Source organism: Paenibacillus sp. CECT 9249 (assembly GCF_918697855.1).
Taxonomy (GTDB): domain Bacteria; phylum Bacillota; class Bacilli; order Paenibacillales; family Paenibacillaceae; genus MSJ-34.
Window position 1 is genome coordinate 59,238 of record NZ_CAKKLI010000025.1, and the last position, 15,307, is coordinate 74,544.

General features: G+C 53.3%; 13 protein-coding genes. 6 read left to right on the plus strand and 7 right to left on the minus strand.

Going from position 1 to position 15,307, the window contains the following annotated elements; translation table 11 throughout:
- Positions 1-13: 13 nt before the first annotated feature.
- Genes LQ229_RS17315 through LQ229_RS17325 form a run of 3 tightly spaced genes read right to left on the minus strand, consistent with a single transcriptional unit; the run spans position 14 to position 2,795 of the window.
- Positions 14-1,000: an ABC transporter permease gene (locus tag LQ229_RS17315; RefSeq protein ID WP_216538426.1), complete on the minus strand. Its 987-nt coding sequence runs from the start codon at positions 998-1,000 to the stop codon at positions 14-16.
- Positions 993-1,955, minus strand: coding sequence for an ABC transporter ATP-binding protein (locus LQ229_RS17320; RefSeq protein ID WP_230192374.1), 963 nt, complete (start codon positions 1,953-1,955; stop codon positions 993-995). Before LQ229_RS17320 ends, LQ229_RS17315 begins: the two co-directional genes overlap by 8 nt.
- 30 nt (positions 1,956-1,985) lie before the next feature.
- Positions 1,986-2,795: a GDSL-type esterase/lipase family protein gene (locus LQ229_RS17325; RefSeq protein WP_216538424.1), complete on the minus strand. Its 810-nt coding sequence runs from the start codon at positions 2,793-2,795 to the stop codon at positions 1,986-1,988.
- A 151-nt stretch (positions 2,796-2,946) separates the two neighbouring features.
- On the opposite strand from LQ229_RS17325, the gene LQ229_RS17330 reads away from it, so the two are divergent.
- The 6 genes from LQ229_RS17330 to LQ229_RS17355 all read left to right on the plus strand — a co-directional run bounded on the left by LQ229_RS17330 (position 2,947) and on the right by LQ229_RS17355 (position 7,689).
- Entirely contained in the window at positions 2,947-3,906 is a 960-nt protein-coding gene (locus LQ229_RS17330; protein ID WP_216538423.1) for a MoxR family ATPase, read from the plus strand.
- A 10-nt stretch (positions 3,907-3,916) separates the two neighbouring features.
- Positions 3,917-4,990, plus strand: coding sequence for a DUF58 domain-containing protein (locus LQ229_RS17335; RefSeq protein ID WP_216538422.1), 1,074 nt, complete (start codon positions 3,917-3,919; stop codon positions 4,988-4,990).
- A 418-nt stretch (positions 4,991-5,408) separates the two neighbouring features.
- Positions 5,409-6,776 (plus strand): DUF4129 domain-containing protein, encoded by a 1,368-nt coding sequence (locus LQ229_RS17340; protein WP_216538421.1) that lies wholly within the window; start codon positions 5,409-5,411, stop codon positions 6,774-6,776.
- 2 nt (positions 6,777-6,778) lie between these two features.
- Positions 6,779-6,928 (plus strand): BlaI/MecI/CopY family transcriptional regulator, encoded by a 150-nt coding sequence (locus tag LQ229_RS17345; RefSeq protein ID WP_290370044.1) that lies wholly within the window; start codon positions 6,779-6,781, stop codon positions 6,926-6,928.
- Positions 6,929-6,935: 7 nt separating this feature from the next.
- The gene (locus tag LQ229_RS27330) at positions 6,936-7,355 is read left to right on the plus strand and encodes a M56 family metallopeptidase (protein WP_356711137.1); all 420 of its coding nucleotides are present in this window, start codon (positions 6,936-6,938) and stop codon (positions 7,353-7,355) included.
- Complete coding sequence (locus LQ229_RS17355; protein ID WP_230192377.1) at positions 7,261-7,689, plus strand: hypothetical protein; 429 nt, start codon at positions 7,261-7,263, stop codon at positions 7,687-7,689. Before LQ229_RS27330 ends, LQ229_RS17355 begins: the two co-directional genes overlap by 95 nt.
- On the opposite strand, the gene purT is transcribed toward LQ229_RS17355, so the two are convergent.
- The 4 genes from purT to LQ229_RS17375 all read right to left on the minus strand — a co-directional run.
- Positions 7,676-8,854 (minus strand): formate-dependent phosphoribosylglycinamide formyltransferase, encoded by a 1,179-nt coding sequence (gene purT / locus LQ229_RS17360; RefSeq protein WP_216538418.1) that lies wholly within the window; start codon positions 8,852-8,854, stop codon positions 7,676-7,678. The genes LQ229_RS17355 and purT overlap by 14 nt on opposite strands.
- A 509-nt stretch (positions 8,855-9,363) precedes the next feature.
- Entirely contained in the window at positions 9,364-11,172 is a 1,809-nt protein-coding gene (locus tag LQ229_RS17365; protein WP_216538417.1) for an ABC transporter ATP-binding protein, read from the minus strand.
- The gene (locus LQ229_RS17370) at positions 11,169-12,962 is read right to left on the minus strand and encodes an ABC transporter ATP-binding protein (protein ID WP_216538473.1); all 1,794 of its coding nucleotides are present in this window, start codon (positions 12,960-12,962) and stop codon (positions 11,169-11,171) included. Before LQ229_RS17370 ends, LQ229_RS17365 begins: the two co-directional genes overlap by 4 nt.
- A 312-nt stretch (positions 12,963-13,274) precedes the next feature.
- On the minus strand, positions 13,275-15,307 hold a 2,033-nt coding region (locus LQ229_RS17375), incomplete at its 5' end, for a dynamin family protein (protein ID WP_230192378.1).

Consider the following 15,307-nt stretch of genomic DNA (forward strand, 5'->3'; position numbering starts at 1 on the left):
ATATTTGTTCATTTTAATTCAAAATATCCTGTTTCGTAAAGACAAGGAAACTTACGACTAACGCCGCGATCGCCCAAACGCCTAGAACGGCGAGCGAAAACGGCAATGTCATCCCTTCGATCGGCGGCGGCGTGCCTCCCAAATAATCGGTCAACTTCAAATTTACCATAAAAAAATATTTTGCGCTCGGCCAAGAAGATGACATATTGGTTAAAATCGTTCCGGCGATCAATGTCGCCATAATCGTTACGATGCTGGCGGCCGTACTCCGCAACAGCACGGAAACCATAAACGCGAGCACCGCCACCACCATGCTCGTAAACCAGATTAACCCGCATTGCATCAATAAATAAAACCATTGCGGGACCGGATGAACGGCCGAAACGTCGACGTCGGTGCCGTTGATTTGAAACCCGGTAAAGAGCGGAAACGTCCAGCCGCCATAGCCGAACACGATGCCCGATATCAAATAGGACAACGCGAACGTCACGACGATGATCAGACCGACAAACATCGATAAGGCCACCAATTTGCTCAGCAAAATTTTCCACCGGCGTACCGGCCGGGTGAGCAACATTTTGATCGTGCCCGTCGTCCGTTCGGACGATACGAGATCCGAGCCGATCGCCATAACGAGCAGCGGGATGAACAGCGTTGCGGAATTATCCATGAACATTCGCGTAAACGTTACCGCATTCGGCGAGCTCGGATCGACGTCATGATCCAAATAATATTGCCATTGTTGGATCATAATCAAGCGATATTTTTTCCATTCCTCCGGAACGCGGGCGCTGGCGAGCGAATTTTGATTGTCGGTAATTTGCTGCTGCAGCGCAAGACGCCAGTCTTTGAACTTCTCGCGGTTGCTCTCCGTCGTTTTCATTTGCGCGTATGTAAATACCGGTATAAGCACCAGCAATATTAATACGATGACATGAAACCGTTTCTTTTTTACGATCTTTAACGTTTCGTTTTTAATTAAAGGCAGCACGCTATTCAATGCCTTCACCTTCCGTCATTTTCAGAAATAGCTGCTCCAGCGTCGGATTCATGCGCTGCACCGCCTGCACGTCAACGCCCGCTTCGACGAAAAGCCGGTTCAACGACGGAATGCGGTTCGGGTCCATCGCGGTAATGATCGCGGATTCGTCTAGGCCCGCCAGCATCGTCTCGTCGATGTCGGTTTGATGGATATCGACCAATTCGACCGCATCGGCCTGCGCAAGCAATTCCCGGCCCCGCTCCGCCGGGTCCAATTGCCAAACGACGTAATTGCTGCCTTGTTCGATCAGTTCGTCCACATCCCCGACCGCCAGCACTTCGCCGTGGCTAACGATGGCGACGCGATCGCACATCAGCTGGATTTCGGAGAGCAAATGGCTGGAGATGAACAGCGCCATCCCTTCGTCCGCCAACCGGCGTATAAATTGCCGCAATTCTTTGATCCCTTTCGGATCGAGCCCGTTCGTCGGTTCGTCCAATATAAGCAGCTTCGGCCGTCCGAGCAGCGCTTGGGCAATGCCAAGCCTTTGGCGCATCCCGAGCGAATACGTGCGTACTTTGTCGTTAATTCTATGATGCAATCCGACGATCTCCACCACTTCGCCGATCCGGTCTTCGTCCACATCCGGCTGCATGCGCGCAAAATGCTCGAGATTTTCCCAACCCGTCAAGTACGTATAAACCTCCGGATTTTCGACGATGCAACCGACATACCGCAAAGCTTGTTCCGGATTGCGGTTGACGTCGAAGCCGCACAATTCGATGGAGCCCGACGTCGGCTTGATCAGATCGACCAGCATTCGGATCGTCGTCGTCTTGCCGGCGCCGTTCGGCCCGAGAAAACCGAATATTTCTCCTGCGCGCACGTCGAATGTAACGTCCTTGACGATCCATTTGCCTCGTATTTTTTTCGCAATCCGATGGACGGCCAGTACGACTTTTTGTCCGCTCAAACCAACATCCCTCCTGTCAGTGACCAATGCTTAAAAGAAGCTTTGCGCGATTCTTTCGGAGATCGCCCGGTACCCTTCCGCGTTCGGATGGAAGTGATCCGTCCCTATGTATTGCGCAAACGCCGCTTGAAATAGATCGAGCGTCGGCACGAGCGTCATATTCGGATAGCGGTTCAGGACCGCAAATACGCCGTCGTTCCACTTCTGCACGACTCGATTGCCCAGTTCGCGCATCTCTTCCAAATCAGCGAGCGGATTGTACAATCCGACGTAGACGACTCTGGCGTCCGGGTTGATCTCATTTATTTTATCGGCGATGTCCGTTACGTTCGCCAATCCTTCTTCAACTTTGCGGAATAAATCTTCCGCTTCAAACTCGCCCGAAGTAAAATTTTGATCGAGCGCGCTTTGAAATAGGTCGTTGCCGCCGATCGTAAACATGATAACGTCCGCCTGCGCGAGCGAATAGCGGATGCCTGTCTCGTCCAATTTCGACACAAGTTGATCGGCTCTTAACCCGTTAATGCCAAGATTGTTCAGTATTCGAACCGGCTTCTGCAGCTTCGTTTCAAGCAGCTCGGCGACGCCGCGCACATAACCGCTGCCTGTCGCATCGCCCGTTCCCCGCGTCAGCGAATCGCCAATCGCCGTCATGCCGATTTCGTTCCGATCCGTAAACTTATCCGTTGTATGCGCCGGCTTCTGGGCGGAACCTTGCCATGACGCTGCCGAAGGATTCAATATATCGTATACGGCATACCCGAAACCGAACAGCAGTACGACCGCTGCGGCGATCGCCGTAATGCCGACTAATCTCCAAATGAACTGCGACGATTTCATCGAATCCCTCCTTGCGTTGAACCTCTCTATTATATCATGGTTTCCGCTCTTTTTTGTTTATACCGCGAAAAACGAAAGATTTCAAAATTTTTTGTGTTAAAATGAAGACAAATGGGCTACATTCAAACGATAAAACAAGGCGGTGTTTTTTATGGAATTCGGACAAATACGGCAGCTCGCGGATCGAATCAAACGCAATGTCGCGCAGGCGCTCGTCGGCAAGGACGAGATTGTCGATTTGCTGCTCGTTGCGCTCTTCACGTCGGGACATATGCTGCTCGAAGACGTGCCGGGCACAGGAAAAACGATGCTGGCCAAAGCGCTCGCCAAATCGATCGACTGCCGGTTCTCCCGCATCCAGTTTACGCCGGATCTGCTCCCGTCCGATATTGCCGGCATTCATTATTATAATCAAAAATCGGGCGATTTCGAATTCCGGCCCGGTCCCGTACATACCAACATTTTGCTCGCGGACGAAATTAACCGCGCCACGCCGAGAACGCAATCGAGCCTGCTCGAGTGCATGGAAGAACGCCAAGTGACAATTGCCGGCGAAACGCATGTTTTATCCTCGCCGTTTATCGTCATCGCCACGCAAAATCCGGTCGAAAGCCATGGCACCTTCCCATTGCCCGAGGCGCAGCTTGACCGTTTTCTAATGAAAACGAGCATGGGTTATCCGACGTTCGAGGAAGGGCTGGACATTTTACGGCGGTTCCGAACCGACGATCCGCTCCGCTCGCTCCAGCCGGTCGCCTCCGCCGCCGACATTATGCAAGCGCAAACGCGCTATGCGCATGTGCAGCTAGATGAAGATATATTAAAATATCTCCTGATTATTGTAGAACATACCAGAAATCATGACGAAATCGCATTGGGAGTCAGCCCGCGCGGCGCGGGAGCTTTATTGAAAGCGGTTCAGGCCTATGCCGTCATCCGCGGGCGCAGTTATGTCGTTCCGGACGATATTAAAACGCTGGTCAAGCCTGTACTGGCTCACCGCATCGTCTTAAAAAACCGTTCGCAGCTTCGCAAAGACGGCGCCGAAACGATTCTCGACCGTATCGTCGCACAAACTGCCGTTCCCGCCGAGCCGCAGCTGCGGGAATAAGGATCGCCATATGCCGCTGCATTGGTTGATTCTCATCACACTGTTGACGCTGTTGCTATTAAGCATGATTTACAAGCGATCGGCATTGAAACGGGTCCGTTATGCGCGTACCTTCGACAAGCGAGCCGTCTTCGCCGGCGAAACGGTGCAAATGGTCGAAACGATCGCGAACGATAAGCTGCTGCCGCTCCCTTGGATCCGGCTCGAATCGATGATGCAAAGCGGGCTCCATTTCGATCGGCAAGAGAACTTGGATATTCACCGCGGCGATCGTTTGCAAAATCATAAAAGCTTGTTCTCGCTGCTGCCGTATCGGCAAATCGTGCGCCGCCACCGCGTTCGTTGCGCCAAGAGGGGCGTATATCGGCTCGACAGCGCGACGATGACCGCAGGCGATCCGTTCGGGCTGGCGGAAGCCGTGCAAACGGTCAAGCTGTCGCTTGAGTTGGTCGTCTATCCGGAGCCTGTCCTGCTGGACGCGATTCCGTTCTCCAATCGGGGCTGGATGGGCGAGCTGACGGTGCGGCGCTGGACGATGGAGGACCCGTTCCTCACGTCGGGCGTCCGCGATTACGTGCCGGGCGATTCGTTACGATCGATCCATTGGCAAGCGACCGCGCGCGCCGGCACGTTGCAAGTGCGGCAAAACGATTACACATCCGAGCGCAAGCTGACGTTATTGGTCAATTTCGAAACGACGGAGCGTATGTGGAACCAAGTAACAAAGCCGGAGCTGGTCGAATATTTGCTGGGCTGTGCGGCTGCGGTCGCCGATTATATCGTCTCTCAAGGCATGGAAGTCGGCTTCTGCTGCAACGGCCGTTTGCCAAGCGATCCCCATCGAACGGTCAGCATACCGGAGGGCGGCGGTCTCGCTCATTTGACGCATTTGCTCGATACGATGGCGAGGCTGGAAATGCGCATCGCGTCGAACTTTCATACGTTGCTGGAACGCGAAATCGAACGGGATGCGGAACAGGTCGATTACCTCGTTTTGACAGCGACGATGTCCGAAGAAACGGAGCTGCGGCTCGAGCGTTTACGGGCGCGGGGGCATCACGTCGAAACGGTGAAGCTATCGTAATCGTGCGCGCGTCAAGCCGCGTCATGTGCCGGCGGTGGCCGGCAGCAGTCCGACCACCGGCCGAGAGCGGCGCGTGTAAGATTAGTCGGCCTAAGCTTGCCGTAAGCGGCAGTCGCACAGTTGCAGGAAGGCGATGCTTCAACCCCCATTGGAAATCATCCAACAGAATGGCCGGTTTGTTGCGATTAAACGGGTCCCCATTGGAAAATATCCAATGGATTCGCCCCTTTTTCGCCCATCTGTCTCGTTTTTTCCAACTTCTGCTGTATAAAATCCAATGAAAAGCCGATTTACACCGTTGGATCGGATAAAACATTGGACAAAATCCTGCGGCGCGTTAAGACAAACGCTTCCAAGCCGGGTTGCGTTCGATATTCCTTAAAGAAACTACGCCCATATCAAGTTTAGGAGGGTATTTATGTCACAACCGAACCGTTTGGCAAACATCGGATTGCGGTCGCTCGCCGCATGGACGGAAATATTGTTTTACTTTCCATTCCTGCTCATTGCCGGCGTATATGGAGTAGGTCCTGCCGCCCTCCCGTATTGGTTCGGCAGCTCGCTAATCCTATGCGCGGCTTGCTGCGCGATCGGTTCGATCATTCCGACGAACAGGAAAATGCTCGTCAGACTGGGTCTTGCGATGGCCGGAGTCGCCGCCGCATGGTTGTTGATGGGGTGGCAGCCGAGCCATCTTCCGGCGTTCGCCGCCATTGCCGTCCTCTGTTACCGCAGTGCGCAAATTTCGGAGAAGAACGGCTATACCGTCTATCCGCTGCCGTATTATTGGATCGGCATTCTCTCCTATTTTGTCGCCTTTCTGCTCATGCAAGCGGTCGATTCGTTGAAACCGTACGCCGTTGCGGTTGCCGTCGCAGGAACGGTCAGCGTCATCTATACGATCACAATCTCGAACAGAATGCATCTGAGCCGCGCCAACCTGGACGAACCCGGCCGTTCCGCCGTTCCGAAAGCGATCCGCAAATTCAATGCGGTCTACTCCGCGGCGTTAACGGCTGCCGTTCTTCTTGCCGCGTACGTTATACCGGATTTATCCGTCGTGCTGTGGTCGTGGTTTCGCCGGCTCATGGCGTGGCTGTTCCGGGAGCGCCCTGTATCGGAACCTCCCCCTTCGGCGGAGCAGGCACCTGCTCCGCTTCTGCCCCTGCCGCAGGAAGAGCGGCATACTTCCGAATGGATGCAGCTCCTTTTAACCGTATTGAACGTTATCGCTTGGATCATCGCAGGAATCGCAGCCGCCGCCTTAATCTTCTTCGTTCTGAGAAGCATCGTCCGCCGCTGGATGCCGGCGCTTTGGGCATGGTTGATGCGGTTGTTCCGCGCCTACGATGCCGACCAACAAGAGAACGGATATATGGACGAACATACCAATTTATTGACATTGCAAATGATGAAACAGCGCTTGAAAACACGAATTTTCCCGGGCAAGCAACGACCGGAGCGCGAGCTCCCGTACGAAGCATTGGCGGATAACCGGCTCCGGGTACGCTACTTATACCGCATGCTGATTAAACGCTCGGTGCAAAAAGGCTACTCGTTTCATGCCTCTTATACTCCACGCGAAACGCTGGACGAAGTAAGCCGGTGGCTAAGTGAAACGCAATCCAAAACAGGCGAAAACCGCTCGGCCGACTCGGACGAATTTCGCTTAATAGCCGAATTGTACAACCGCGCCCGCTACGGAACCGGTAAAATAAACGATGCCGAAGTGCAACAAATGCGTTCGCAAGTGGACAAATCCGATAAACTAGGGTTTGACAACTAACGATTACTGAAGCGGAAAGCGAATCATTTCTCGACCGCGTGTTCGGCGGAGCTTTAAAGCCGGCTTTGGCCCATTTCATCAAGCTCCATCGCTTGACCCCCGACGACATCGAAGACTTGAAAAAGATGTTGGATAAGGAGGGGAACCGTTAATTGCCTCATGTGCTGTCTGCTCGCGTTGCATTGGTTTAACCCGATTTTGTGGTACGCCTATTACCGGATGCGGGCGGATCGGGAAATCGCATGCGATGCGCTCGTTTTATCTCGCATCCGGCCGGGGGAATCCGGAGCGTACGGGCACGCCATGATCAAACTGCTGGAGGACGTTTCCGAACTGTCCCGGCAGCCTTTCACGGCAAGCTTCTCAGGCTCGAAAAAGCAATTGCAGAGAAGAATCGCCATGATCGCCAAGTACAGACCGCAAACGTTCAGATGGTCTGCCGCGCGCGGGACTGCTTCTCTTCCTATTGCTCGGTTGCGCCGCATTGACCCATTCCGCGCCGGAGGAGCGCGCCATTGTCCAATTCAAGGACGGCAGCGCCCAATTATACAAGAACGACCCTATCGTGTTCGCGCATGATCTCTCGGACGAACAAGATTTCAAAATCATGCTGTCCTGGTGGCTGACATACGTTGAAGCGCAAAAAGCGGGCGTGGAAGCCGACGATACGGAAATCAACCGATATGTCGAACAGGAGAAGATCCTCTACGCAACCGATCCGGAAACGAAAGAACATCATACGTACCGGATGGATCGATACGGTTTATCGGAGGACGACTATTGGAAGCATGTGCGAGCCAACAACACACTGAGCTCTGTCGTGAATCAATATTTAGACAACACAAATGTAAACATCGATCAATTGCAAGGCCCCGAACTTAAAATAGCCGTCGCCGTCATTATTCATAAGTAATATAAAGTTTACCCGCCGCTTCTTTCGCTCTTGCGCGCGCGGTTTCGATATCGGCGGCGGCGCATAACGCGACGGCCATTCTGCGGCCGGGCTTCGTTTCCGGCTTGCCGAAAATGCGCACTTGCGTGCCTTCCAGCGCCAGCGCCTCGTCGATTCCGCCGATATCGAACCGTTGATGATCGCGATCCGCTTTGAGCGTAGTAGAGGCTCCGGGCGACAATAGACGAACCGACGGGATTGGAAGCCCCAGGATCGCGCGCACATGAAGCGCGAATTCGGACAAGTCTTGCGTCGCCATCGTCACCATACCGGTATCATGCGGTCTAGGCGAAACTTCGCTAAACACGATGCCTTCCTTCGTGACAAACAATTCCACGCCGTAAATGCCGTATCCTCCAAGCGCATCCGTAATGGACTTCGCGATTTCCCGCGCCTCGGCGATTCTCTCCGCCGTCATCGGATGCGGCTGCCACGATTCTACATAATCGCCGTCTTTCTGCACATGTCCGATCGGCTCGCAATAGATCGTTCCGCCGGCGGAACGAACCGTGAGCAGCGTAATTTCCGATTCAAACTCAATGAATTGCTCTACGATTACGCGCATTTGTTTGGCGCGTCCGCCTTCCAAGGCGTACTCCCAGCACGATTTCACGTCGTCCGGCGTTCGGCAGACGCTTTGGCCTTTACCGGAAGAACTCATGAGCGGTTTGATGACGCATGGCGTACCGATGTCGGCCACCGCTTGCTCCAATTCCTCCAAACTGCTCGCAAATTCGTATTTTGCGGTCGGCAAACGGAGCGTTTCCGCAGCCAGCCGGCGAATGCCTTCACGATCCATCGTCAGCCTGGCCGCATTGGCCGTCGGCACGACGCGAAACCCTTGCCGCTCCAGCTCGACAAGCGCCTGCGTGGCGATCGCTTCAATCTCGGGCACGATCAAATCCGGCATTTCGCTGCGAATCAGCGCCGTCAACTTTTCCCCGTCCAGCATATCGATCACGTAAGAGCGATGCGCTACTTGCATCGCCGGCGCGCCTTCATAACGGTCGACTGCAACCGTTTCGACCCCTAGACGCTGCGCCTCGATTACAACCTCTTTGCCAAGCTCGCCCGCACCGAGGAGCATCATTTTGCGAACTGGTTTGTGATTCGATCGTACATTCATTGCAACTCGTCCTCCTCTTATTTTCATGTTTCAATTGTGCTAGTTTCAACGATAAAATGCAAGCCGGTTGCGCCGAGCGGATCGTACCTGTCGTGGCTCCTTATTGGCGCTTCTTGATGTAGTCTTTTCTCTGTATTGGTTCGCGACCGTTTCCTTTTTCTAGTTCTTTCGATGCCGGCATGTCTTCTCATCCGCCTTCTGTCGAAATCCCCCTCGTTCAGAAGGCAGAATACTCACGTGCTTGCTGCCGCACTTCATCACAATGCATACTTGATAGCAAGGACGGGGCCCAGTTATGCCGTGAGCAGCGCAGCCACTGCGTCACCAGGCTGAAATGATTACTCGTTTAAGACATCGCTCGGCGATCAAAATTGCGGTAACGCCTGAACGAAATCGCCTTTCTGAACGAAGGGGATTTCTACAAAAGGGCCAAAAAAAGCACAATCGCTCTATCTCTCGAAAACGCAAAAACTGCTCCGCATAGCGGAGCAGTCTCGCGAGCCGACAAATTATGCCGACAAAAATTTATATTGCGCTTCGATCAGCCCGTAATAAGTTCCTCTCATCGCCATGAGCTCGTCATGCGTTCCCTGTTCTTTAATCAAGCCGTGGTCGAGGACGACGATATGGTCGGCATGGCGGATCGTCGATAACCGGTGCGCGATAATAAAAGAAGTTCTTCCTTGCAGCAGCGTTTTCAACGCCTCCTGGATTTTCACTTCCGTTTCGGTATCGATGCTGGCTGTCGCTTCGTCCAAAATTAAGATGCGCGGATTGGCAAGCAACGCCCGGGCGAACGAAAGCAATTGGCGTTGCCCCATCGATAAAATATTGCCCCGCTCCTGCACTTCCGTTCGATAGCCTTGCGGCAATCCCATAATAAAATCGTGAGCGAAGACGGCCTTCGCCGCCGCTTCCACTTCCTCGTCGGTCGCATCCAGCCGTCCGAAGCGAATGTTGTCACGGATCGTTCCCGAGAAAATAAACGTATCCTGCAACACGATTCCGATTTGCGAACGCAAGCTTTCAATCGTAATATCGCGCAAATCGATACCGTCGACGAGCACCCTTCCTTCAACGGGATCGTAGAACCGGCTGAGCAGGTTGATGATCGTGCTTTTGCCCGAACCGGTATGGCCGACGAGTGCGATCGATTGCCCGGCCTGCACTTTCAGGGAAATGCCGCGCAGCGCGTGTCTCCCCACCTCATACTGGAAGACGATATTATCAAATTCGATGTCTCCGCGAATGTGCGGCATTGCTTTCGCATCCGGAAGCTCGCCGACGGTCGGCCGTTCATCCATAAACTCAAAGATCCGTTCGGAGGAAGCCATCGCGACGAGCAATTGCGAATACATTTGACCGAGACGATTGATCGGATCCCAGAAGTTGCCGACATAGTTGGCGAAAGCGACGAACAAACCGATCGTCAGTTCCCCGTGCTGAATCAGAAACGATCCGTACCAGAACAAAATGAACGACCCGATCGCCCCTGTAATTTCGATAAAAGGACCGAACATTTGGTTCAGTGCAGAAGCGCGGTTCCAAGATTTCAAGTTAACCGTATTCATATGGTCGAAAAATTTCATGTTCTCTTTTTCCTGCACATAAGCCTGCGTCACGCGAATGCCTTGAATGGCTTCATTCAAATGGGCGTTGATTCGAGATTGCTTAATGCGTACGTCTTGCCAGCCAAGCCGGATTTTTTTGCGCAGCTTGGTGGAAACGAGAAACATGATCGGAACCGTAATCATCACGGCTAGACCGAGCTTGAAATTGAGCACGAGCAAAATGATCACGATACCGATCAGTTGCACGCAATCGATCACCAGGTTGACGACACCGTTCGTAAACAAATCCTGAAGAGAGTTAACGTCGTTCGTGATCCGCACCAACACCGAACCGGCCGGTCTCGTATCGTAAAATCGGAAAGACAGCTTTTGAATATGTTTGAACAAATCCGCACGCAAATCGTAAATGACCCGTTGTCCGATCACATTCGTAAATTTGATGCGGTACGTATTGGCCGCCCATTGAATAATGTATAGGGCGAGCACAACGCCTGTATAAATATACAATAGCGATAAATTCGGATTGCCGAGTTTGGGAGCGATCGCTTTATCGATCGCCAAACTGATCAAAAACGGAATGGCCAAACGAGTAATCGTGCCAAGCACCATCATGACCAGCACGACCGGCAGCAGCTGCTTGCTGTACGGCTTCATATAGGCGAACAAGCGGCGGAATTGCTTCCAGTTAAACGCCTTTTCGATCACATCGTCGTCTTGGTATACGAAACGTTGTTGAGACGCGCTCATTGGTTCACCTGCTCTCTTACCGAAGTCGGCTGTAATATGTCGTCCGATTGATCCAAAGCGATTTTATCGGCATATTGAATGTCATATACATCGCGGTACGGACCCGGTTGCGCAATAAGTTCGTCATGCGTGCCCCGCTGCACGATCCGTCCTTGATCGAGCATCAAAATTTCATGGGCATGGCGCAAGGACGAAATTCGATGCGCAATGACGAAAGTCGTACGGCCTTTCATCAATTCGCGGAAACCGGCCTGAATCTCATGCTCCGTCTCCATATCGACGGCGCTTGTCGCGTCGTCTAAAATCAATATTTTCGGATTTTTCAGCAAAGCCCGTGCGATGGCGATCCGTTGCTTCTGCCCCCCGGACAATCCCATTCCGCGTTCGCCGACAACGGTATCGTATCCTTCCGGCAGTTCCATAATAAAATCATGGGCTTTCGCGAGTTGTGCCGCCCGAATGATCTGTTCCATCGTCACATCGCGCATGCCGTAGGCGATATTGTTGCGGATCGTGGCCGAGAACAGGAACGTCTCCTGGAACACCGTTGCAATTTGTTCCCGCAAGCTTTCCAGCCGAATATCGCGTATATCGATTCCATCCAGCGTAATTTTTCCTTTTTTGACGTCATACGCTCTCATTAGCAGTTGAATAATGGTCGACTTGCCCGCGCCGGTTCCGCCGATCAAGCCGATCACTTTGCCCGGAGGGGCGTCGAAAGATACGTTCGCCAAAGATTGCCCTTTGTTTATGTAGCCGAACGACACGTCTTCGAAGCGGACATGGCCCCGGACGCGATCCGCTTCGAGCGCGACCGCTTGTTCCGAGTCTTGGACATCCGACGGTTGATCGAGCAGTTCAAGTACGCGTTCTCCCGACGCCTTTGATTGCGTATAGTTATTAATATGGAAACCGATCCCCCACATCGGGCCGACGATATACCAGATTAAACTAAAGAACGCTACCAGTTCCCCAAGCGTAATCGTCTCGTTGACGACAAGGCTGCCGCCTACGCCCAGCAAAATGACGATGCTGAGGCTGGCCAGCAGTTCCATAATCGGAAAATAGGTGCCCCAAAGCTTGGAGGCGTAGATTTGATTGTCTTTATAAGCTTCGTTCTTGCCTGAAAATTTGTCGATTTCAAACGATTCCCGCGCGAACGATTTGACGGTGCGAACGCCGGTTATGTTTTCTTGGACCGCCGTCGTCAATTGGCTCATTGCAATCCGCATTTCGCGGAACGCCGGATGTATTTTCGATTCGAAGCGAATCGCCGTATAAGCGAGAACCGGGATGGCAATGAGCGTAATGAGCGTAAGCTGCCAATTGATGGAGACCATCATGATTCCGCCGAATATAATCATAAGAAACATATTGAGAATTTGGGCGAACCCGAAGCCGATGAAATTTCGAATCGCTTCCAAATCTGCGGTTAAACGGGACATTAAATCGCCCGTTTTGGCCGTATCGTAATAACGAAAAGATAAAAACTGCAATTTCTCGTAACATGCGTTGCGCATGCCGTAAGCGACGAAGTTGCCTAGTCTTCCTCCGAAAAACCCGTGCAAAAACTGCATGCACCCTTTGATGCTGACAACGATGAGGACGGTGAGCGCGAGTCCGAGCACCAATCCGTATTCCTCTTGCTTAAATACATCGTCGATGAGGATGCGCAGCATATTCGGATAGACAAGTCCGAGTGCGGTTGCAACCATCAAGCTGACAATCGAAGCGAGAAGCAAACCCATTTTACCCCAATAAAATCGCCTGAGTCTCCTGAAAACGTCCATCATTCTCTCCCCCTAAAAATGTCCGTACAAACGGTCCGCAGCGGCACGCGCGTTCGCGATTCCTTTTGATTTGCTACGGAATATTTATGAAGTTTAACATCATGATGATAAAGGTTCAAAGAGGGAATTCACCCATTTTGAACCTTTACATTCCATCTTCCTACAATTCAGCCAACAAATCCGACGGATTCGCTTGAAAGGTCGAAATCCTTCCCGTTTAATAGGAAAGGTAAGACAAAAAGCCGCGATACGTACTTAGTATCGGGCTTTTGCAGTCCATTTCTTTGATGCAGTTGATATCGTTACGAAGTTTCAGGATGATGATTCCAACTCACTATGCAACTGTTCATGCAATTGCCGCAGCTTGGATACATCGGTTTCCTCGGTGAAAGATGCGATCAGGCCATTCGCTTGTTCGGTTACGCTCTCCCGCAATTCGGCCGCATATTGCTGCAGCAAACGCCGGAAATGAGATGTATAGCCGTCGATATAACGAGCTTGATGCGATTCGACGTATCTTTGGACGGCAGGGGCCAAATCCGCTTCCAGCGCCTGTCTTAAGCGCTGCTTCCCGTCGCCTTCGAAGAACGATTTCGCGTTTTTGAAATATGACCATAACCGTTTCGGATCGATTGGGTCCGTTGCGAGCGTCTCGTCAACGGCAGGCGCTTCCCAATCCGGGCTCGTTAGCGACTGTGACGTAAATTCCGGAATAAGTGAAGCAATTGCCGCGATTCGCGCTTCGGCGCGCTTGACGGCTTCCCGTTTGGCGTAATGTTCGACCCTTAACGAGGTGGCGAGCATTTCGTTCGACAGCTCCAGAGAGAGCGTCCGGATCAATTCCAGCAAGCAGCTTTGCAGCGCTTTGCGCATGTCCCGTCCGTCCTCCCGCAACGTGGACGGGTGGAAGGAAGCATTGTACAATTCGCCAAAACGGAATTGAACTCGCTGTTTGACATAGTAAGCCAGTTCCTGAATTTCCTGTTCCAGCAACTGCTCGCCGCTCGAATCGGGTTCTTCCAACCGCTCGCATTCCGTCAGCGCCGCCTGCAGCGTTTCCTTCATACGCTGCGCCTGACGCTGCCGCTCCGCCTCGTCGGATTGCGCGGCTTGGATCCATTGCCGCACGACATGCGCCGCGCGCGCAACGTCTTGCAGCCCGGATTGAATCGCCATCTGACCTAATTCTTCTATTATAAATCGAGAGAAATCCCGTTCGAATGTCGTTAAACCTGACTGTTCAAGCGACGCCGGATTCCCGTCCAATTTGGCATCCAAGGCGTTTACGCTCGATACCGGATAAATGCGCGGGAAGCGAATGCCATGCTCCAGCAAATTGGCTGAGACGTGATCGACGACGCCTTGCAATTCCTCTTCCGAAGCGGCCAAGTCGGCGGCGTTGACGAGGAAAAACATTTTATCAAGCTCGAAGCTGTCCTTCACGCGGCCCAATTGATGCAAAAATTGGCTGTCCGCTTGAGAAAATGCATGATTGTAATACGTCACGAACAAGATCGCGTCGGCGTTCTTAATATAATTAAAGGCGACGCCGGTATGCCGCGCATTGATCGAGTCGGCGCCGGGCGTATCGACGAGTACGATGCCTTGGTCCGTCAACGGAGAGCTGTAATGCAGCTCGATCAGTTGCACAAAGCATGATTTGGCTTCCTCCGCCACATAGGCGCGGTACTGCTCGAGATCCGCGCGCACCTCTTGTCCGAACAACGGTTCCGCGTCGTCCCATCCTTGTTCGACAGCTTTAAGGAAGCTGTAATGCGGTTTGCCCGCCGGATGAATATGTTCGGGGCGCAGCGCGCGAATCGCTTCCATGATGCCGGCTTCCGGCAGTTTCTTCGCTTCTTCGCCGGGCATGCCTAACATCGTCAAGGAATAGCGGATTTCTTCGAGCACCGCTTCCTTTGTTTTGACGATTATTTTGGCCGTACCGTGCGGCCAACCGTCTTGCGGCGCCATCAAACGGTTGATGGCGGCCGTCGTCGGGTTCGGCGAGACCGGCAAGACGTATTCGCCGATGAGCGCATTGGCGAACGACGATTTGCCGGCGCTGAATGCGCCGAACAATGCGATCGTGAAGCGGCTCTCCGCGAGCCGCTCCGCTTTGAGCGCGAGCCCGGCCGCGAGCGATTGCATCGCCGGGTACGGGGCGACAAGCCCCGCGGCGCGGCGCAGCTTCGCGGCCGCGGCTTGCAGCGCCTCGCGCGCAGCCGGGGCGGCGCTCCTTGCCGCAGGCGGAGCGTTCTCGCCCGCGTCCGCCGCGCGCGCGGGCGCTTGCCCCGGCGCGCCGTGCGCGGCGCCGCCGGCCGCCTGCGGCGGCTGTTCCGCCG